The sequence below is a fragment of the Rhizobium tibeticum genome (assembly GCF_900110205.1).
GTDB classification, from domain to species: domain Bacteria; phylum Pseudomonadota; class Alphaproteobacteria; order Rhizobiales; family Rhizobiaceae; genus Rhizobium; species Rhizobium tibeticum.
On record NZ_FOCV01000003.1, the window covers coordinates 93,656 to 112,859 of the forward strand.

17 protein-coding genes and 1 pseudogene are annotated in these 19,204 nt (G+C 61.2%); 2 read left to right on the plus strand and 16 right to left on the minus strand.

Features of this window, described 5'->3' with window-relative positions:
- Positions 1-47: 47 nt before the first annotated feature.
- Positions 48-1,184, minus strand: a complete 1,137-nt coding sequence (locus tag BSG20_RS04190) for an AAA family ATPase (protein WP_072369330.1) — start codon at positions 1,182-1,184, stop codon at positions 48-50.
- Positions 1,185-1,205: 21 nt separating this feature from the next.
- Positions 1,206-2,153 (minus strand): GNAT family N-acetyltransferase, encoded by a 948-nt coding sequence (locus BSG20_RS04195; RefSeq protein WP_072369332.1) that lies wholly within the window; start codon positions 2,151-2,153, stop codon positions 1,206-1,208.
- A gap of 142 nt (positions 2,154-2,295) precedes the next feature.
- Between BSG20_RS04195 and BSG20_RS04200 the strand changes: the two genes are divergently transcribed.
- Together BSG20_RS04200 and BSG20_RS04205 are read left to right on the plus strand one after the other, a co-directional pair.
- Entirely contained in the window at positions 2,296-3,231 is a 936-nt protein-coding gene (locus tag BSG20_RS04200; protein WP_072369334.1) for a tyrosine recombinase XerC, read from the plus strand.
- Between the two features lie 82 nt (positions 3,232-3,313).
- Complete coding sequence (locus BSG20_RS04205; protein ID WP_072369336.1) at positions 3,314-4,393, plus strand: TraB/GumN family protein; 1,080 nt, start codon at positions 3,314-3,316, stop codon at positions 4,391-4,393.
- Here the strand turns inward: BSG20_RS04205 and BSG20_RS04210 are convergent.
- From BSG20_RS04210 to BSG20_RS04275, 14 genes and pseudogenes are all read right to left on the minus strand, one after another.
- Positions 4,390-4,891: pseudogene (locus BSG20_RS04210) on the minus strand (cytochrome b). The gene BSG20_RS04205 and the pseudogene BSG20_RS04210 overlap by 4 nt on opposite strands.
- 94 nt (positions 4,892-4,985) lie before the next feature.
- Complete coding sequence (gene lpdA / locus BSG20_RS04215; RefSeq protein WP_072369338.1) at positions 4,986-6,392, minus strand: dihydrolipoyl dehydrogenase; 1,407 nt, start codon at positions 6,390-6,392, stop codon at positions 4,986-4,988.
- A gap of 25 nt (positions 6,393-6,417) precedes the next feature.
- Positions 6,418-7,056: a LysE family translocator gene (locus BSG20_RS04220; protein WP_072369340.1), complete on the minus strand. Its 639-nt coding sequence runs from the start codon at positions 7,054-7,056 to the stop codon at positions 6,418-6,420.
- 20 nt (positions 7,057-7,076) lie between these two features.
- Positions 7,077-7,829, minus strand: coding sequence for an SDR family oxidoreductase (locus BSG20_RS04225; RefSeq protein ID WP_072369342.1), 753 nt, complete (start codon positions 7,827-7,829; stop codon positions 7,077-7,079).
- Positions 7,826-8,377 (minus strand): hypothetical protein, encoded by a 552-nt coding sequence (locus BSG20_RS04230; RefSeq protein ID WP_072369344.1) that lies wholly within the window; start codon positions 8,375-8,377, stop codon positions 7,826-7,828. Before BSG20_RS04230 ends, BSG20_RS04225 begins: the two co-directional genes overlap by 4 nt.
- Positions 8,378-8,428: 51 nt before the next feature.
- On the minus strand, positions 8,429-9,676 hold the full coding sequence (gene odhB, locus BSG20_RS04235; protein WP_072369346.1) for a 2-oxoglutarate dehydrogenase complex dihydrolipoyllysine-residue succinyltransferase: 1,248 nt from the start codon (positions 9,674-9,676) through the stop codon (positions 8,429-8,431).
- 29 nt (positions 9,677-9,705) lie between these two features.
- Positions 9,706-10,023 (minus strand): YciI family protein, encoded by a 318-nt coding sequence (locus BSG20_RS04240; RefSeq protein WP_072369348.1) that lies wholly within the window; start codon positions 10,021-10,023, stop codon positions 9,706-9,708.
- 12 nt (positions 10,024-10,035) lie between these two features.
- Positions 10,036-13,020, minus strand: coding sequence for a 2-oxoglutarate dehydrogenase E1 component (locus BSG20_RS04245; protein ID WP_072369350.1), 2,985 nt, complete (start codon positions 13,018-13,020; stop codon positions 10,036-10,038).
- Between the two features lie 161 nt (positions 13,021-13,181).
- Positions 13,182-14,084, minus strand: a complete 903-nt coding sequence (sucD, locus tag BSG20_RS04250; protein WP_072369352.1) for a succinate--CoA ligase subunit alpha — start codon at positions 14,082-14,084, stop codon at positions 13,182-13,184.
- A gap of 20 nt (positions 14,085-14,104) precedes the next feature.
- Positions 14,105-15,298, minus strand: a complete 1,194-nt coding sequence (gene sucC, locus BSG20_RS04255; protein ID WP_072369355.1) for an ADP-forming succinate--CoA ligase subunit beta — start codon at positions 15,296-15,298, stop codon at positions 14,105-14,107.
- 40 nt (positions 15,299-15,338) lie between these two features.
- Complete coding sequence (gene mdh / locus BSG20_RS04260; RefSeq protein WP_037116323.1) at positions 15,339-16,301, minus strand: malate dehydrogenase; 963 nt, start codon at positions 16,299-16,301, stop codon at positions 15,339-15,341.
- Between the two features lie 178 nt (positions 16,302-16,479).
- Positions 16,480-17,643, minus strand: coding sequence for a cell division protein ZapE (gene zapE, locus BSG20_RS04265; RefSeq protein WP_072369357.1), 1,164 nt, complete (start codon positions 17,641-17,643; stop codon positions 16,480-16,482).
- 48 nt (positions 17,644-17,691) lie between these two features.
- Positions 17,692-18,201, minus strand: coding sequence for a protease inhibitor Inh/omp19 family protein (locus BSG20_RS04270; protein WP_072370141.1), 510 nt, complete (start codon positions 18,199-18,201; stop codon positions 17,692-17,694).
- Between the two features lie 222 nt (positions 18,202-18,423).
- Positions 18,424-19,203, minus strand: coding sequence for a succinate dehydrogenase iron-sulfur subunit (locus tag BSG20_RS04275; protein WP_072369359.1), 780 nt, complete (start codon positions 19,201-19,203; stop codon positions 18,424-18,426).
- Position 19,204 lies beyond the last annotated feature (1 nt).

Sequence of the window (19,204 nt, forward strand, 5' to 3'; positions counted from 1 at the left end):
GCCCGGATCGGCGTAAAAAGAAAACCTGGAAGACCCTGCCCACCGACTTACTCGTCCTCGTCGATGACGCCGGTGAGCCGCATACCCTCGATCCAGGTGGCGCCGTCCTGCCGCACGACATGGCGTGCGCGTGCACCGCACCGCTCGCGCACGGCCGCCGCCAGCGGTTCGGAATGGGTGACGATCCAGATCTGGCTGCTCTGCGCCGCGTCCGCGATCATGTCGGCCAGCGGCGGCAGCATATCGGGATGCAGGCTTGCCTCCGGTTCGTTCAGCGCAATCAGCGGCGGCAAACGGTAGGACATCAGCGCCGCGGCTAGGCCGAGGAAACGAACCTGTCCGTCCGACAGCTCGCGCGGCTGAAACACCCGGTTCGGAAACTCCGGGAAGGAAAGGCCGAACGCCGCCGTCTCGTCAGGCAGCGGCACGACGAGCCGCGCACCGCCGAGGGCCGCGGCGATCGCCCGATCGAGGTCGACAGTGTCCTCCCGCGTATGCACCAGCGTTGCAAAGACCGCGGCGATATTGTTACCGTCCTCGTCCAACAGCGGCGCCGTCACGGCAAGGCAGGGCGCACGCAGCGGTGAGAGCCGATCCGTCCGGAAACCGTGAAAGAAACGCCACCCATCGATCGCGCGGCGAAACGTCCCAATCTCGGGATAGTGCCCTGCATCGCCAAGAAGCGCGATTGCCGTTTCCGAGGTCAGCGCCTGCTCCGGGTAATCTTGCATCCGGCCATTCGGCCCCCGAACGGCGATGGCGGGGCCAGCGCGCTTCATCATCGTCACCGGTCGCGTCCCGGTCTCGACCGAGAGCTCCTCGGCCTTGATCTGCGGTTCGAAGGGAAAGCCCGCCGCAGCCGTGGGCGGCCGCAAACCGGCCTCGACGCGATAGCGGAAGGTGATCGCCCTTTCCTCGTCCAGAAGCTCGGTTTCCAGGCGGATCCGCAACGACCCCTCAGCATCCCGGCGCGGACCGGACCACAGCGCCGAGAACATCCCGCCTTCGGCCGCGATCTCATGTGCCAGCCGCCCGCGCGTTGCCGCCTGAATGAGCTGCAGCGCCCGGTAGAGATTGGATTTCCCGACCCCGTTCTCGCCGATGAAGAGGTTGATGCCCGAGAGATCCATGCGGATCGATCGCAGGGATCGGTAGTTCTGGGCAAACATCGAGCGGAGCAGCATGCCTCGCTATAGCCGATCCGATCAGGGAATTGAATGGGCACTGGCCAGTTCCGCCCCCGCCGGCGGGACCAGCGGCAGGAATTGCGCGTCGTCATCCATGTCGAGGGCGCGCACCGTATGGTCTTCCAATGCCTTGGTCACCTCGTTGATATCGCCCTCGAGATTTTCCACCGGGATCAGATTGCCGACCACGAAGTCGAAGCGGTCACCCCGCTTGTTCAAAAGCTCGTGAAAGACGGTCATGTCCCTGAGCTCCGTCGACCACTTTGCGAGCCAGTAAAAAAGGCCGGAATTGCGCGCCGTCATATGCACCGGCAGGATCGGGAGATTGTACTTGCGGGCAAGACCAACGGCGGAGGTTTTCCAGGGACGTTCGTTTAACCGGCCATTCGCCCAATAGGCAATGCGCCCGGACGGAAAAAGTACAGTTGCCTTGCCTTCCCTGACCGCACGGTTGGTGATCTGCAGCGTCTCGCGGGTCTTGAGCTTGCTTTTATACTCTTCACGCCATTCGACCGGAATGATGACCTCGGCAAAGCGCGGATTGACGCGTATGGCATCGCGGTTGGCGAACACCATGATGTCGGGCCGCTTGCTCTTCAAGAGATCGAAGACGGCAACCCCGTCGGCAATGCCGGTCGGATGGTTGCTGACGAGTATGAAGCCGCCGATATCAGGAATGCGTTCGCCATGCCTGACGTTGATCTCGAGCTTCAACAGGTTGCTCATGTACTCGAAGCACTGAAAGCCGGGCATGTTCGCGACGTCGTTGGCGAAGCTGATGGCCCTGTGGTAGCGCAGGAGCGTGTGGAGAAAGGGCCGCATAATCGGCCAGAGCGGGTGCTTGACGATTCTCTGTCCGCGCTCAGCAATCAACGTGTCAACGATATGTCCCGGCTTGCCATGCGAGACGAGGGCAATCGCTTCCGCGAATTGTCCGAAAGCGGTCGTGGGATGGCGCCGTGGCATGCAAGATCCTGCGTCGTTGGGAAACCAGTTACGTCGATTAATATGATGGAACGATGACAACCACTTGGGCGGTATTAGCAATTCCATAACTGTCGGTCCTTCAGAATTGGCAGCCGGAATGGCAAATTCAAGGGCCAGACACGTGAACGAACTCCTGATCATCGCCGACCCGCGCCTGATGGCGGAACGCACCGCCTGGCTCGACAGCCTGGCCCACGAGCGTCGCCTTTCGGAGCACACGCTGAATGCCTATGAGCGCGACACGCGCCAGTTCCTGACCTTCCTGACCGGTCACCTTGGCGGTCCTGCGACGCTGAAAGATATCCACGCGCTGCGGCCTGCGGACTTCCGCGCATTCCTCGCCGCCCGCCGCAAGGAGGGATTGGGAGCGCGCTCGCTTGGCCGCAATCTTGCCGGGCTACGCTCACTGCTGCGTTATTTCGAAAAGAAAGGGCTGGTGAATGCCGCCGGCGCCGGTGCGATCCGCTCGCCAAAGCAACCGAAGTCGCTGCCGAAGCCACTTTCCGATAGGCAAGCCATCACCGTCGTCAGCAACGAGGCGCAACTGCACGAGGAACCCTGGATTGCGGCGCGCGATGCCGCCGTTTTTGCCTTGCTCTACGGCTGCGGCCTGCGCATTTCCGAAGCACTCGACCTGACACCTGATGATTTCAACCGCGGCGCGGCAACGCTGCGCATCACCGGCAAGGGCAACAAGACCCGCCTCGTGCCGCTGCTCACCGTGGTCTTCGAGGCGGTCGAGACATATCGGTCTCTGTGTCCATACCATCTCGAAGGCGAGCAGCCTCTCTTCCGCGGCGCGCGCGGCGGCAAGCTGCAGGCGGCGATCATCCAGCGTACCATGCAGAAGATGCGAAGCGCCTTCGGACTGCCGGAGACGGCGACGCCGCACGCCCTGCGACACTCCTTCGCGACCCACCTGCTGGCCGGTGGTGGCGATCTCAGAACCATCCAGGAACTCCTCGGCCATGCCAGTCTTTCGACGACCCAGGTCTACACAGGTGTGGATTCCTCACGTTTGCTTGAAGTTTACGACCGTGCCCATCCGCGGGCGTAATCTTTTGTTAACAGCTTCTCTTAAAGGAATATCCGCACGCGAAGCGTAGAGCTTAGCGATCCAGAGTGACCGGAACACCATCATGACGATCTCCATCGGCCACCGCAGCCTGCACATCGCATCGCCAAGCAATATCCTGCTCTGGCTGATCGCTGCATTTCATATGCTGCTTGCGGCAACGCTGATCGCAGTTCTGTTCTCGGTCTCGCCGGCAGCGGCTGCAGATGATGGCGCCTGCACCGGCCGCAATATCCTGACCGATCTGAAGCAGAGCGACCCTTCGCGCTACGCCGAAGCGGTCAAGGAAGCGGACGCCGTGCCAAACGGCAAGGGCATTTTCTGGAAGATCGAAAAGCCGGGCGTGAAACCATCCTGGTTGCTCGGCAGCATGCATGTCACCGATCCGCGTGTGCTGCAACTTCCGCCACGCACGCAGGCAGCCCACGATGCTGCCGACACCATCGTGATCGAATCAGACGAGATCCTCGACGAGAAAAAGGCATCCGCCGCTCTATTGATGAAGCCGGATCTGATGATGTTCACGGACGGGACGACGATTGAAAAGCTTCTATCCCACGAAGACTACATCCGCCTGGAAGAAGGACTGAGGCAGCGCGGAATCCCGCTTGCCGCGGTCTCGCGCATGCGCCCCTGGATGATATCGAGCGTCGTTGCCCTGCCCGGCTGCGAAATGGCCCGCAAGGCAAAGGGCGTACAGTTCCTCGACCAGAAGATTGCCGCCGACGCCGTTGCCGAAGGCAAAGAGGTCAAAGGCTTGGAAACGCTCGCCGAGCAGCTGCAGGCGATGGCAGACCTGCCGACCGAATTCCACATGAAGTCGCTGATTGAAACGCTGGCTTTGGGATCGAAGATGAACGATGTCGTGGAAACGATGACCGATCTTTATCTCTCCGGTGATATCGGCATGACCATTCCGATGCTGAAGACCGTCTCGCCCGACGGCAAGGACGAGGACAGCGATTATGCCGCCTTCGAGCAGCGCATCATCCTCGACCGCAACAAGGTGATGGCCGAGCGAGCAGCCCCGATCCTTGCCAACGGCAACGTCTTCATGGCCGTCGGTGCGCTCCATCTTCCCGGCGAAGGCGGCGTCATCGAGCTGCTGCGCAAGCAGGGTTTTACGCTGACGGCCGTGAACTAGCGCCCAATCGTCATCCGTCGAAGAACGGTGCTCTTCCATGAACTGGTGGACGAGGGCACCGGCTTACATGTGCCGCGATCAAGGCCCACAGGACAACCTTCAGCACGTCGGCGTGCAGCGATCCCGCCGGATCGACCCCGGGGTAATAAGCAGCAATCCCCGTCACCGGCATAGCGAAAATGAACGCATACAGGCCGAAATGGACGACCTTTGCCACAAGGCGGAAGATTGCCGGTTCTTCGCTGACCACCGGCGGCCCACCCTGGACGCGACGCAGACACACGCGAACAATCGCAAGTGCCAATATGGCGGTGCCGACATAGGCGTGACTGTTGGCCGCCGAGACCTGGTCGGCGGACGCAATGCCGCCGCGACGCATCGCCCGATGCCATTCGTTCATGCCATCGGGAAACAGCAGATTAAAGACGATGACCAGAGCCACCCCCCGTGAAGGAGGCGCTGCGGCAGGCTGTATGCATCGACAGGTGTGGACTGCATAGGCTTCCCCTCGACCGATTCTAGAATCATTCGAAAGTAAAGCGGCCGCCTGTCAGCGGACAAGCGGCCGATCGCATATTGCCGAAATTCAAGATTACATGTGGATCGGCTTGAAGAACGCGGCGAGAGCGGCTTCCTTCACCGCTTCCGACATGGTCGGGTGAGCATGGCAGGTGCGGCCAAGATCTTCTGCAGAACCGCCGAATTCCATGAGGACGGCAATCTCGTGTATCATCTCGCCGGCTCCGAAACCGACGATATGACCGCCCAGGACACGGTCGGTTTCCTTGTCGGAAAGGATCTTCACGAAACCGTCGGTCGCCAACATGGCGCGGGCGCGACCGTTCGCTGTGAAGGGGAATTTCCCCACCTTGAAGGTGATCCCTGCAGCCTTCAGCTCTTCCTCGGTCTTGCCGACGGAGGCGACTTCCGGTTGCGTGTAGACGACGCTCGGGATGACGTCATAGTTCACGTGGCCATGCTGGCCGGCGAGGATTTCTGCCAGCGCAACGCCTTCGTCTTCGGCCTTATGGGCCAGCATCGGCCCCTTCACCACGTCGCCGATCGCGTAGATGCCGGGAACGTTGGTGCGGAAGTGACCGTCGATTTCGACGCGGCCACGATTATCAAGCTTTACGCCTGCTTCTTGCAGACCAAGGCCGGCCGTGTAGGGGGTGCGGCCGGTCGCGATCAGAACGACCTCGGCTTCGAGTGTCTGCGCCTCGCCGCCCTTGACCGGCTCGAAGCTCACCTTGGCACCCTTGCCGCCCTTCTCGACGCCCGTCACCTTCGAGCTCAGGTTGATGGCGATGCCCTGCTTGACGAGCATCCGCTGGAATTGCTTGGAGACTTCGCCATCCATGCCGCCGAGAATCGTATCGAGATATTCGACCACGGTCACCTTGGCACCGAGGCGCGACCAGACGGAGCCGAGCTCGAGGCCGATGACGCCACCGCCGACGACGATCAGTGTCTCCGGCACCTTCTCGAGCGCGATCGCGCCCGTCGAGGAGATGATCACCTTCTCGTCGATATCCACCTTCACGCCCGGAATGCCGGCGACGTCGGAGCCGGTGGCGATGACGATGTTCTTGCCTTCGATTTCCTGCACCTTACCGTCTTCGCCGGCCACGGAAACCTTGCCTGCCGACACAATCTTGCCGGCGCCCTGGAAGGCATCGATCTTGTTCTTCTTGAAGAGGAAGGCAACCCCGTCGACGTTCGACTTCACCGTCGCATCCTTGTGCGCCAGCATTTTTTCAAGGTTCAGCTTCGGCGCAGCGACTTCGATGCCGAGCGCGTCCATGCCGTGGCCAGCCTGATGGAACATTTCGGAGGCATGCAGCAACGCCTTGGACGGGATGCAGCCGACGTTCAGGCAGGTGCCACCGAACGTTGCACGCTTTTCAACGACAGCGACCTTGAGGCCGAGCTGCGCAGCCTTGATGGCAGCGACGTAGCCGCCAGGGCCGGTTCCGATAACGATTACATCATAGGACATTGTTCTTTTCCTTTTCGTTATTTGCTTAGTCGGCCGCGCGGGCGAGCGCGAGGCGGAAACCGAAGCCGACCAATGCGGCGCCGGTGATGCGGTTGAACCATTTGCCGCTTGCGATGAAGCGGTCGCGAATGGGCTTGACGGTGAAGAAGGTGGAAACGCCCGCAAACCAGGCGACGAGCGCCGTTGCCATGCCGATGCCGTAGCTAAGCTGGACGAGCGCCGGGGTGTCGTGATGCACCAGCGTCGAAAACAGCGACAGGAAGAACAGGACGGGTTTCGGATTGAGCGCATTGGTGATGAAGCCCATGCCGAGGCACCTGAGTGCCGAGATTGGCTTACGGTCCTCATCGGAAATTTCGATCTCGTTCACCTGGAAGCCCGGCTCGCGGAACGACTTGATGCCGAGGTAGACGAGATAGGCGACACCCGCCCACTTGATCATCGCGAACATCATCAGCGATTGGGAGACGATGAGGCCGAGACCTAGGATGGTGTAGCTGATGTGGAAGAGCAGCGAAAAGCCCATGCCAAGGCCGGTCATCATGGCTGCCCGGCGGCCATGCACGATGCTCTGGCCCAGGATGACGGCGAAGTCGGCGCCCGGTACGACGATGAAGATCGAAAAGACGGCCACCAGGCCCAAAAATTCGAAGTAGTATTGCATGGTGATATGGTCTCCGCGTCCTAACGGCCGCCGCTTACATTGAGTATGGCGCCCGTTATATAGGAAGCCGTCGGCGAGAGAAGGTAGAGGACCGCATCGGCGATTTCCTCCGCCGTGCCGGGCCTCTGCATCGGGATGCTCGGCGCCAGGTCGCGCGCGCGGTTCGGCAGGCCGCCGGATGCATGAATATCGGTATCGATGACGCCGGGACGGATGGCGTTCACGCGCACGCCCTCGTTCGCCACTTCTCGAGACAGACCGATGGTGAAGGTATCGATCGCGGCCTTCGACGCGGCGTAATCGACATATTGCGATGCCGAACCCAGAACCGCTGCCATAGAGGAAATGTTGACGATCGCCCCGCCTTTGCCGCCGTGCCTCGACGACATCCGCCGAACGGCTTCGGCCGCGCATAGAATCGAGCCGGTCACGTTGATCCGCATCATCCGCTCAAGGCGCTCGACGCTCATCTCATCGACGCGCTGCTGCGTATCGACGATACCGACGTTGTTGACCAGCCCATCGAGCCGCCCGAAATGCTTGTCGACCGCCTGGAACATCGAAACGATATCCGTCGCGCTGCCGACATCGCCCTTGATCGCGATTGCGTCGCCGCCCGCTGCCTTGACCTCCGAGGCGATCGCATCGGCAGCCGTACGGTTCGCCGCATAGTTCACCGCCAGGTTCCAGCCCTGCCGGGCAGCGAGGCGGCAGACCGCAGCGCCGATACCCCGGCTGCCGCCGGTGACGAGAAGAACCGGTCGTTGTGTCATTTCGCGCACTCCTTGAATGTCAGGACATCCCACGGCGCAACCTTAGCCTTGTCGTTGCCCCAGATCTGCGATTGGCGGATCGCCGGGCCGAGACCCGGCAGAAAGACGCTGTCGGCTGCGACCGCCGCTTCCGGCTGAAGGTTGTCGATCTCGCCCTTGGCATTCGCGCCGTAGATCGTGCCCTGCCAGATCGTGCAGGCGTCCAGATCCGCGCCTGTCACGTCACCGCCGGGGCATTTGAACATCACGATGCCGACGGCACGCTCCGGATCGTCCGAGGCCATGACATAGCCGTCGAGTTCGATCGAGGTTTTCAGCACTTTCAGCATGAACCGGTTGCTGGCAGCCGCCGCTTCCGAATTGATCGGCGTGAAACGCAGTTCGTAGGCGCCATCCCGGTCGGCATAGACGGCGCTCGCCTGCCTGCAGTCGGGAGCGCCGACAGCGGCCGCGGGCAGCGCCAGCAATAACGCGAGCGACGCCCCGATCCTGCCCAAGGCAAGGAGAGGCATCATGGTCACATGCCCTGTGGAGATTGCCAGCGACATCGCGCGCCCCGCTGAGGTGGAAAGGGCCGCTCACGCGGCCCAGTCGATTGCTTAGAGATCGAGAACCAGACGCTCCGGATCTTCCAGGCTTTCCTTGACGCGGACGAGGAAGGTCACGGCTTCCTTGCCGTCGACGATGCGGTGGTCGTAGGAGAGCGCGAGATACATCATCGGACGGATGACGATCTGGCCGCCGACGACGACGGGACGGTCCTGAATCTTGTGCATGCCGAGGATACCGGATTGCGGAGCGTTGAGGATCGGCGAGGACATCAGTGAACCGTATACACCGCCGTTGGTGATGGTGAAGGTGCCGCCCTGCATATCGGCCATCGACAGCGAACCGTCGCGAGCAGCCTTTGCCAGACGCGCCAGTTCCTTCTCGACTTCGGCGATCGACATCTGGTCGGCGTCGCGGATAACAGGAACGACGAGCCCCTTGTCCGTGCCGACGGCCATGCCGATGTGGCAGAAGTTCTTGTAGATGATGTCAGTGCCATCAATCTCGGCGTTAACAGCCGGAAGTTCCTTCAGCGCGTGGGTGATGGCCTTGGTGAAGAAGCCCATGAAGCCGAGCTTCACGCCATGCTTCTTTTCGAAGACGTCCTTGTACTTGGCGCGCAGATCCATGACCGCCTTCATGTCCACCTCGTTATAGGTGGTGAGCATGGCAGCGGTGTTCTGGGCGTCTTTCAGGCGCTTGGCGATCGTCTGGCGCAGGCGCGTCATCTTCACGCGCTCTTCGCGGCCCGCATCCTCGACCGTTGACGGGCCGCGGGCAGCAGCCGGTACGGCAGGGGCAGCAGCCGGGGCGGAGATGCCTTTGGCAACAGCGGCGATCACGTCACCCTTCAGCACCTGGCCGCGCTTGCCGCTGCCGTCGACCTGATCGGCCGACAGGTTGTTCTCGGCAAGCATCTTGGCGGCAGCCGGCGCCGGCGGCATGGCGGATACGGACTGAGCTGGCGCAGCGGCAGCGGCAACGGGTGCCGGTGCAGCGGCTGCGAGCTCGGCAACCTTCGCGGGAGGGGCAGCAGCAGCCGGGGCAGCGGCAGCACCAGCGCCTGCGGCGATCTGGCCTAGCAACGCACCGAGACCGACGGTTTCGCCGGCCTGTGCAACGATTTCAGACAGCGTACCCGAAGCCGGCGCCGGCACTTCGATGGTCACCTTATCGGTTTCAAGCTCGAGAATCGGCTCGTCGGCCTTGATGGCGTCGCCAACCTTCTTGAACCAGGTGCCGACGGTTGCCTCGCTGACGGATTCACCGAGAGTTGGAACGCGGATTTCTGTGGCCATTGTTCAAATCCTGATTTGCTTGTGTTCGTTTATTCGTTTCCGGCTGCACACGGCCGGAGAATGATTGAGGGCATTGGCAATATGTCAAAGCGAAAGCCGTGACCGGACTGGATGATCGGATCGGCATCGGCGAGCGCCTGCGCCGCCTGCTGATCCTGCGCCGAAACGAGTGCCATGCCCCAGGCTCCCTCGCCTTCGAAGACGGGACCGACGGCAATGGCCGATCCGTCTTCTGCGTTGCGGTGCCAATAGGCGACATGGTGCTTCATCGCGGCCATTTCCTCCCCGGTCGCGTCATGCGGAAAGCGGGGACGAGGCGGCACAAGTCTGAGGAAGAAATATGCCATCGCCCCGATCCCTTAGCCGCCCAGCGCGTCCTCGAGGAATGCGGCGAGCTGCGATAGATGCTTGGACATCAGACCCGTTGCCGGCGAAGCGGCAGCTGGGCGGCCGGTGTAACGGACGCGCTGGTACTTCGCATCGATATGAGCGAGAACCCACTCCAGATACGGGTCGATGAACGACCATGCGCCCATGTTCTTCGGCTCTTCCTGGCACCAGACCATCTCGGCGTTCCGGAAGCGCGAGAGCTCGTTGATGAGCGCCTTTGCCGGGAACGGATAGAGTTGTTCGACGCGCAGCAGGTAGATGTCATCGATGCCGCGTTTTTCGCGCTCTTCCAGAAGGTCGTAATAGACCTTGCCGGTGCACATGACGACGCGCCGGATCTTGTTGTCCTTCTGCAGCTTGATCGGGCCGTCCTTGATGACCTCCGCATCGTCCCAGAGCAAACGATGGAAGGAGGATTCGCCGGCGAGTTCCGCAAGGCTGGAAACAGCCCGCTTGTGACGCAGCAGGGACTTCGGCGTCATCAGCACGAGCGGCTTGCGGAAGTCGCGCTTCAGCTGACGGCGCAGGATGTGGAAGTAATTCGCCGGCGTCGTGACGTTGGCGACCTGCATGTTGTCTTCAGCGCAGAGCTGCAGGAAGCGTTCGAGGCGGGCCGAGGAGTGCTCAGGACCCTGGCCTTCGTAGCCATGCGGCAGCAGGCAGACGAGACCGGACATGCGCAGCCACTTGCGTTCGCCCGACGAGACGAACTGGTCGAAGACGACCTGCGCGCCGTTGGCGAAATCACCGAACTGGGCTTCCCAAAGGGTCAGCGCGTTCGGGCGAGCCAGCGAATAGCCGTATTCGAAGCCGAGCACTGCTTCTTCCGAGAGCATCGAGTTGATGACTTCGTAGCGGGCCTGGTTGGACGACAGGTTCGCAAGCGGGATAAAGCGCTCTTCCGTCTCCTGATCGTAGAGAACCGAATGACGTTGCGAAAACGTGCCGCGTTCGCAATCCTGACCGGAGAGACGGATCTTGTGGCCTTCGACCACCAGCGAACCGAAGGCAAGCGCTTCTGCCATCGCCCAGTCGAGGTTCTCACCCGTCTGGATCATGTTGGCGCGGTTTTCCATGAAGCGCTGGATGGTGCGATGGGCACGGAAGCCTTCCGGAATTTCCGAAAGCTTGCGGCCGATATCCTTGAGCGTCTTCATCGGTACGGCGGTCTTGCCGCGGCGCTGTTCGTCGGCGTTGTCAGCCGTGCGCAGGCCCGACCACTCGCCATCCAGCCAGTCAGCCTTGTTTGGCTTGTAGCTCTGGCCGGCGTCGAATTCCTGCTCGAGATGCACGCGCCAGTCCGCCTTCATCTTCTCGACGTCGCCGTCGGTCAGCAGGCCCTCGGCAACGAGACGATCCGCATAGATCTGCAGGACGGTCTTGTGGGCGCGAATGACCTTGTACATCTTCGGCTGCGTGAAGGATGGTTCGTCGCCTTCGTTGTGGCCGTAGCGACGGTAGCAGAACATGTCGAGGACGACAGGCTTATGGAACTTCATGCGAAATTCCATTGCGATCTTGGCTGCGTAGACAACGGCTTCCGGGTCGTCACCGTTCACATGCAGGATCGGCGCTTCGATCATCTTGGCGACGTCGGACGGATAAGGCGACGAGCGCGAGAAGGCCGGATTGGTGGTGAAGCCGATCTGGTTGTTGATGATGACGTGCATCGTGCCGGCAACGCGGTGACCGCGCAGGCCCGACAGGCCGAGGATTTCGGCAATCACACCCTGGCCGGCAAACGCCGCGTCACCATGGATGAGCAGCGGCAGAACCTTCGCGCGCTCGGAGAGCGGAATGGTGTCGCCGTCCCAGACAGTGGCGCCCATGTCCTGCTTGGCGCGCGCCTTGCCCATGACGACAGGGTCGACGATCTCAAGGTGCGACGGGTTGGCCGTCAGCGACACGTGGACCTTGTTGCCGTCGAACTCGCGGTCGGAAGAGGCGCCGAGATGGTACTTGACGTCGCCCGAACCCTCGACCTCGTCAGGCGCGTAAGAGCCGCCCTTGAACTCGTGGAAGATCGCGCGATGCGGCTTGCCCATGACCTGGGAAAGGACGTTCAGGCGGCCGCGGTGGGCCATGCCGAACACGGCTTCGCGAAGGCCGAGATGACCGCCGCGCTTCAAGATCTGCTCCAGCGCCGGGATGAGCGATTCACCGCCATCGAGACCGAAACGCTTGGTACCCTTGAACTTCACATCTAGGAACTGCTCATAGCCTTCGGCTTCGACCAGCTTGGCAAGAATGGCCTTCTTGCCTTCCGGGGTGAAGGCGACACCCTTGTCCGGACCTTCGATGCGTTCCTGGATCCAGGCTTTTTCTTCCGGGTTGGAGATGTGCATGAATTCGACGCCGAGGGTCGAGCAGTAGGTGCGCTCGAGGATCTCGATCATCTTTGGCAGGGTGGCGTATTCGAGGCCGAGAACGTTGTCGATGAAGATCCTGCGGGAATAGTCGGCCTCGGTGAAACCGTAAGCTTCGGGCGACAGTTCCTTGTAGTCTTCGACGGGTGCCGCGATACCGAGCGGGTCGAGCTTGGCGTGCAGGTGACCGCGCATGCGGTAGGCGCGGATCATCATGATGGCGCGAACGGAGTCGCGCGTCGCCTGCAGGATGTCGGCGCCATCGGTCGGCTTGCCGGCGGCTTCCGCCTTGCCCTTGACCTTGGTCTCGATGATCTTCTCAACGGTACCCCAATCGCCATCGAGCGCCGAAACGAGGTCGCTCTTGGGCTGCAGCGGCCAATCCTTCTTGCGCCAGGATGCACCCTTGGCCGCCTTCTTCACATCTTCCGGATTGTCTTCCAGCGCCTTGAAGAAAGACCGCCATTCCTCGCCGACCGAGTTCGGGTCTTCCTCATAGCGCGCATAGAGCTGCTCGATATACGCAGCGTTGGCGCCATCTAGGAACGAGGTAATCTGAAACTGCTCGTTGGCTTCTTGCCGTGCCATGGTTTTACGCGGACGCTTTCGTCCGCCTCCTGACTTGTGATTCCACCGGATACTCGACCGGCTTGCCGCATCTGTCGTTAGCCGCCTGTCCGCGGCTCATTCCATTTCGAAGTCGAGACCCGGGCAGACGGTGAGAACCGGTGCCCGGGGTATAGATTGGATCAGCCCTTGAGGACTTCAACCAGCGTCTTGCCAAGGCGGGCGGGCGACGGCGAGACGCGGATGCCAGCCGATTCCATTGCCGCGATCTTCGATTCTGCGTCACCCTTGCCACCGGAAACGACGGCACCGGCATGACCCATCGTGCGGCCCTTCGGGGCCGTACGACCGGCGATGAAGCCGGCCATCGGTTTCTTGCGGCCCTTCTTGGCTTCGTCCTTGAGGAATTGTGCCGCGTCTTCTTCTGCCGAGCCGCCGATTTCGCCGATCATGATGATCGACTGGGTGGCTTCGTCAGCGAGGAACATTTCCAAGACGTCGATGAACTCGGTGCCCTTGACCGGATCGCCGCCGATGCCGACAGCCGTCGTCTGGCCGAGGCCTTCGTTCGAGGTCTGGAACACGGCTTCGTAGGTAAGCGTGCCCGAGCGGGAAACGATACCGACTGAACCCTTGCGGAAGATCGAGCCCGGCATGATGCCGATCTTGCACTCTTCCGGCGTCAAGATGCCCGGGCAGTTCGGCCCGAGCAGGCGTGACTTGGAGCCGTCGAGGCGAGCCTTGACGCGCACCATGTCCATAACAGGGATGCCTTCGGTGATGCAGGTGATGAACGGGATCTCGGCGTCGATCGCTTCGATGATCGCATCGGCGGCGCCTGCCGGGGGAACGTAGATCACGGTTGCGTCGGCGCCGGTCTTTTCCTTGCCTTCGGCAACGGTTGCGAAGATCGGCAGGCTTTCGCCCTTCGAGCCCGTCCAGGTTTCGCCACCCTTCTTCGGGTGGATACCGCCGACCATCTGCGTGCCGTAGTAGGCAAGCGCCTGTTCGGTATGGAAGGTGCCGGTCTTACCGGTCAGGCCCTGAACGAGGACCTTTGTGTCTTTATTGACGAGAATGGACATTTATTTCCGGTCCTTCAAAATTAGGCGTTGATCGCCGCGACGATCTTCTTGGCCGCATCGTCCAAGTCGTCAGCTGCCGTGATCGCGAGACCCGACTCGTTCAGGATCTTCTTGCCAAGCTCGACATTGGTGCCTTCGAGACGCACGACGAGCGGAACCTTCAGGCCGACTTCCTGCACAGCCGCGACAACGCCTTCAGCGATGACATCGCACTTCATGATGCCGCCGAAGATGTTGACGAGGATGCCTTCGACCTTCGGGTCCGCCGTGATGATCTTGAAGGCCGCAGCGACCTTGTCCTTGCCGGCGCCGCCGCCGACGTCACAGAAGTTCGCCGGCGCCTTGCCGTAGAGCTTGATGATGTCCATCGTCGCCATGGCGAGGCCCGCACCATTGACCATGCAGCCAATGTTGCCGTCGAGCGCCACATAGGCGAGGTCCCACTTCGAGGCCTCAATTTCCTTGGCGTCTTCTTCCGTCTCGTCGCGCAGCGCCTTGACGTCGTCGTGACGGAAAATCGCGTTGCCGTCGAACGACATCTTGGCGTCGAGAACGCGCAGGTGGCCGTCCTTCATCACGATCAGTGGATTGACCTCGAGGAGAGCCATATCTTTCTCGCCGAAGGCCTTGTAGAGCGCCGGGAACAGCGACTTGGCGTCTTCTGCGGCAGCGCCATCGAGCTGCAGCGCCTTGGAGATCGCGGCAACATCGGCGGCCGTGACACCGGCCTCAGGATCGATCGCAATCGTGTGGATCTTTTCGGGCGTGTCATGCGCGACGGCCTCGATGTCCATGCCGCCTTCCGTCGAGACGACGAAGGCAACGCGGCCGACGGAGCGATCGACCAGCAGCGAGCAATAGAGCTCGCGAGCGATGTCGGCGCCGTCTTCGATGTAGAGGCGGTTGACCTGCTTGCCGGCTTCACCCGTCTGCGCCGTTACCAGCGTGTTACCGAGCATTTCCCTGGCATGGGAAACGACTTCGTCGATCGACTTGGCGAGGCGAACGCCACCCTTCGCGTCAGGGCCGAGTTCCTTGAACTTGCCCTTGCCGCGGCCGCCGGCGTGGATCTGGCTCTTGACTACGTAGAGCGGGCCAGGGAGCGACTTGGCGGCAGCTTCGGCCTCCTCGACCTTGAGGATCGCCACACCTTGCGCGACCGGCGCGCCATAGCCCTTCAGCAGAGCCTTGGCCTGATATTCATGAATATTCATGGGTCTATTCCTGTTTGGATGACGTCAGCGCGCGGTCTGATTACTTGAGCGCAGGCGCAATGTTGATGCAGGCTTCGCACAGGCCGGCGACAGCGCCGACAGACTTGTCGAAGGCTTCCTTCTCGGCCTTGTTGAGGTCGATCTCGATGATGCGCTCGACGCCGCCGGCACCAATGACAGTGGGAACGCCGACATACATGTCCTTGACGCCATACTGGCCGGTCAGCTGTGCTGCGCAGGGCAGAACGCGCTTCTTGTCCTTGAGGTAGGATTCAGCCATTTCGATCGCCGAGGCAGCGGGTGCGTAGTAGGCTGAGCCGGTCTTCAGCAGGCCGACGATTTCGGCGCCGCCGTCACGGGTGCGCTGGATGATTTCTTCGAGGCGCTCCTTGGTGACCCAGCCCATGGTCACAAGGTCAGTAAGCGGGATGCCCGCTACCGTCGAGTAGCGAGCCAGCGGCACCATCGTGTCGCCGTGGCCGCCGAGAACGAAGGCGGTGACGTCCTGTACGGAAACGTTGAATTCCTTGGAAAGGAACAGACGGAACCGCGAGCTGTCAAGCACGCCGGCCATGCCGACGACCTTATTGGCCGGGAGACCGGAGAACTTCTGCAGCGCCCAGACCATCGCGTCGAGCGGATTGGTGATGCATATGACGAAAGCGTTCGGGGCGTACTTCTTGATGCCGGCGCCGACCTGTTCCATGACCTTGAGGTTGATGCCGAGAAGATCGTCGCGGCTCATGCCCGGCTTGCGGGCGACGCCTGCGGTGACGATGCAGACATCCGCGCCTTCGATCGCGGAATAGTCGCTGGCGCCTGTCAGGTTGGCGTCGAAGCCCTCGACCGGAGAGGACTGAGCAATGTCGAGGCCCTTACCCTGAGGAATACCGTCGGCGATATCGAAGAGAACGATGTCACCCAGTTCCTTCAGGCCGGCGAGATGCGCCAGCGTGCCACCAATCATGCCAGAACCAATGAGTGCGATCTTGTTACGCGCCATTTCGCTGTTTCCTTTGCGATCAAAATTCGTCAGGCGACGCGCGGAGGGGCATCGCCCAATGCCGCCATCGCATAGCCCCAAAGCCAAAAAATGGCAAACGATTATTTTTGAGCGAGGAATTTCAATCGTTTAGATCATAAAATTCTTACGTAAACGTAAGACAATTTGGCACAAATCGTTACTCGGCAGCCCGTCGCTCGTGGTGCAATGCGAGATACTCGGCACTGCGCATTTCGAAAAGGCGCGAGACAGTGCGGTCGAATTCGAAGCCTTCGGTACCACGCGCTTGTGTCAACAAATTTTCAGGCATCGCCGCAGCGGACACATAGAGCCGCACCGCGTGATCGTAAAGCGTATCGATCAGAATGATGAAGCGCTTGATCTGGTTTCGCTTATCAGGCCCCAGCAATGGTACGCGGTCGACGAAGATGGCGTCAAAGCGCTCGGCAATGGCGAGAAAGTCGGCCGCGCCCAACGGCCTTTCGCAGAGATCGGCAAATGAGAAGCGCGCCAGGCGATCGACCGCGAGCGGCACATGGATCGACCGTCCCCTCATCGGAATTTCCAGCGGCTGTGCCCTGCGGCCATGCAGTGCCTGCATCCAGGATGCATCCATGGCCATGTCGGTCCGGTCATCGAGCGGCGTCAGATAGACCGGCTGACTGTCGAGCTTCTCCATCCGGTAGTCGGTCGGAGAATCGAGGGTCACGATCTCGACGTGCTGCTTCAGAAGATCGACAAACGGCAGGAACAGGCTTCGATTGAGGCCATCCTTGTAGAGATTGTCCGGCTCGACATTCGAGGTCGCGACCAGCAGGCATCCACGCCGGAAAAGTTCGGAGAAAAGCCGCGACAGGATCATCGCGTCGGCGATGTCAGTCACGGTGAACTCATCGAAGCAAAGCATTTCGGCTTCATCATAGAGCGCAGCAGCGACGACAGGAATAGGATCTGCTTGTTTGGTCTCGCCCTGCTTGAGCTTCAGTCGGTGCGCCGCGATGCGGTTGTGCACGTCGGTCATGAATTCATGGAAATGCGCGCGCCGCTTCTTCGCGCAGGGTGCCATTGCGAAGAACATGTCCATCAGCATCGTCTTGCCGCGGCCGACGCTGCCGTGAATGTAGAGCCCCTTGACCGATTCCGACGCCTTCTTCCTATTGGCGAACAACCAGCCGAGAGCGCTCGCCTTTGCCGCCGGCCGACGCTGCTTCAACCCCGACAGCACCCGATCCAGGCAGCTGGCAACATGCATCTGGGCTGAATCGATTTGAAGCGCGCCGGAAGCCGTCAGCGACTTCAACTGCTCGCTGACGCTAAGCGTGTAGTCTGGCATGGGTTGCATAAAGGAGGTCCGCCTGTGCAGGATCGGCGGCCTTCGCCGCCCAATCTTTTAACGGCTGAGGCTGATCGCCTGCCCGGTATTGGTCTGGCCGCTAAAGGCGTTGTCGGCAGTCTTGTAGACGCTGCCGATCTGGTTGCCGCTGCGGTCTTTCAGGATGACCTGCTTGCCCGTCACTTCCCAGGAGCCCATCGCCGTCAGTTCGCCGACGCAGCCGCGCGTACCGCCGCGCGAGCCGCTGCCGAGATTGGTAAGCGTCAGGAACATGTCGCAGGACCCGTTGACGCGCCAGCTGCCGACCATCGATTCCTTGGTGACATCCATCGCATTTGCAGCCATGGCGCCGGGCTGGCCACCGGCGACGGGCGCCGCGGTCGTCGGGGCAGCGGGGAACTGCGAAGAGCCGGAAGGCGGCGGAAGCTGCCCGCCCTGAACCGAGGGAACCGGCTGCGCTGTCAGCGGCGCCGGGGCAGAATAGCTTGCATCATTATATGCGGTGCGCTGGCAGCCAGCTAACGACAGAATAACCACGAGACCTGTCGCCATATGTCTGAACTGCATCATGATACTCCTGATTTTTCCAGTATTGTCCTGAAGTTGCCGCTCAATCACGGCGGAATTATCTTGAAAGGCTGTATTGAATCAAGCCAGCGCGAGGAGAAATTGTGTCGATGTGGGAGCAACGCCGTAAAACCGAGACAAATTTGGCGCAATCCCGGGCAAATCAAGGTTTCGTGATCGCATAAAGAAAAGGGCCGCATCTGCGGCCCCTTGCTGGATCGATCAGACGCGACGCTCGACCATCATCTTCTTGATTTCGGCGATTGCCTTGGCCGGGTTCAGACCCTTCGGGCAGGTCTGCGCGCAGTTCATGATCGTGTGGCAACGATAAAGGCGGAACGGATCCTCGAGATTGTCGAGGCGCTCGCCGGTCGCCTCGTCTCGGGAGTCGATCAGCCAGCGGTAAGCCTGCAAGAGAACGGCTGGGCCGAGGTAACGGTCGCCGTTCCACCAGTAGCTCGGACAGGAGGTCGAGCAGCAGGCGCAGAGAATGCACTCATAGAGGCCGTCGAGCTTCTGGCGATCCTCGTGGCTCTGCTTCCACTCCTTTGCAGGTGTCGGCGAGACTGTCTTCAGCCACGGCTCGATCGAGCGGTGCTGGGCGTAGAAGTTGGTAAGATCGGGAACCAGGTCCTTGACGACAGGCAGATGCGGCAGCGGATAGATCTTTACCGCGCCCTTGATGTCGTCGAGGCCCTTGGTGCAGGCCAGCGTGTTCGTGCCGTCGATGTTCATCGCGCAGGAACCGCAGATGCCCTCGCGACAGGAACGGCGTAGCGTCAGCGTCGGGTCGATCTTGTTCTTGATGTAGAGCAGGCCGTCGAGCACCATTGGGCCGCAATCGTCGACATCGATGTAGAAGGTGTCGATCGACGGGTTCTGGCCGTCATCCGGGCTCCAGCGGTAGACGCGGAATTCGCGGGTGTTCTTCGCGCTTGCCGGCTTCGGCCACACCTTGCCTTCGCGCATCTGGGAATTCTTGGGAAGAGCGAGTTCAACCATG

Coding starts and splice junctions, on each gene's coding strand:
- BSG20_RS04190 (WP_072369330.1), bottom strand. CDS start 1,184: ATGCTGCTCCGCTCGATGTTTGCCCAGAACTACCGATCCCTGCGATCG.
- BSG20_RS04195 (WP_072369332.1), bottom strand. CDS start 2,153: ATGCCACGGCGCCATCCCACGACCGCTTTCGGACAATTCGCGGAAGCG.
- BSG20_RS04205 (WP_072369336.1), top strand. CDS start 3,314: ATGACGATCTCCATCGGCCACCGCAGCCTGCACATCGCATCGCCAAGC.
- lpdA (WP_072369338.1), bottom strand. CDS start 6,392: ATGTCCTATGATGTAATCGTTATCGGAACCGGCCCTGGCGGCTACGTC.
- BSG20_RS04220 (WP_072369340.1), bottom strand. CDS start 7,056: ATGCAATACTACTTCGAATTTTTGGGCCTGGTGGCCGTCTTTTCGATC.
- BSG20_RS04225 (WP_072369342.1), bottom strand. CDS start 7,829: ATGACACAACGACCGGTTCTTCTCGTCACCGGCGGCAGCCGGGGTATC.
- BSG20_RS04230 (WP_072369344.1), bottom strand. CDS start 8,377: ATGTCGCTGGCAATCTCCACAGGGCATGTGACCATGATGCCTCTCCTT.
- odhB (WP_072369346.1), bottom strand. CDS start 9,676: ATGGCCACAGAAATCCGCGTTCCAACTCTCGGTGAATCCGTCAGCGAG.
- BSG20_RS04240 (WP_072369348.1), bottom strand. CDS start 10,023: ATGGCATATTTCTTCCTCAGACTTGTGCCGCCTCGTCCCCGCTTTCCG.
- BSG20_RS04245 (WP_072369350.1), bottom strand. CDS start 13,020: ATGGCACGGCAAGAAGCCAACGAGCAGTTTCAGATTACCTCGTTCCTA.
- sucD (WP_072369352.1), bottom strand. CDS start 14,084: ATGTCCATTCTCGTCAATAAAGACACAAAGGTCCTCGTTCAGGGCCTG.
- sucC (WP_072369355.1), bottom strand. CDS start 15,298: ATGAATATTCATGAATATCAGGCCAAGGCTCTGCTGAAGGGCTATGGC.
- mdh (WP_037116323.1), bottom strand. CDS start 16,301: ATGGCGCGTAACAAGATCGCACTCATTGGTTCTGGCATGATTGGTGGC.
- zapE (WP_072369357.1), bottom strand. CDS start 17,643: ATGCAACCCATGCCAGACTACACGCTTAGCGTCAGCGAGCAGTTGAAG.
- BSG20_RS04270 (WP_072370141.1), bottom strand. CDS start 18,201: ATGCAGTTCAGACATATGGCGACAGGTCTCGTGGTTATTCTGTCGTTA.
- BSG20_RS04275 (WP_072369359.1), bottom strand. CDS start 19,203: ATGGTTGAACTCGCTCTTCCCAAGAATTCCCAGATGCGCGAAGGCAAG.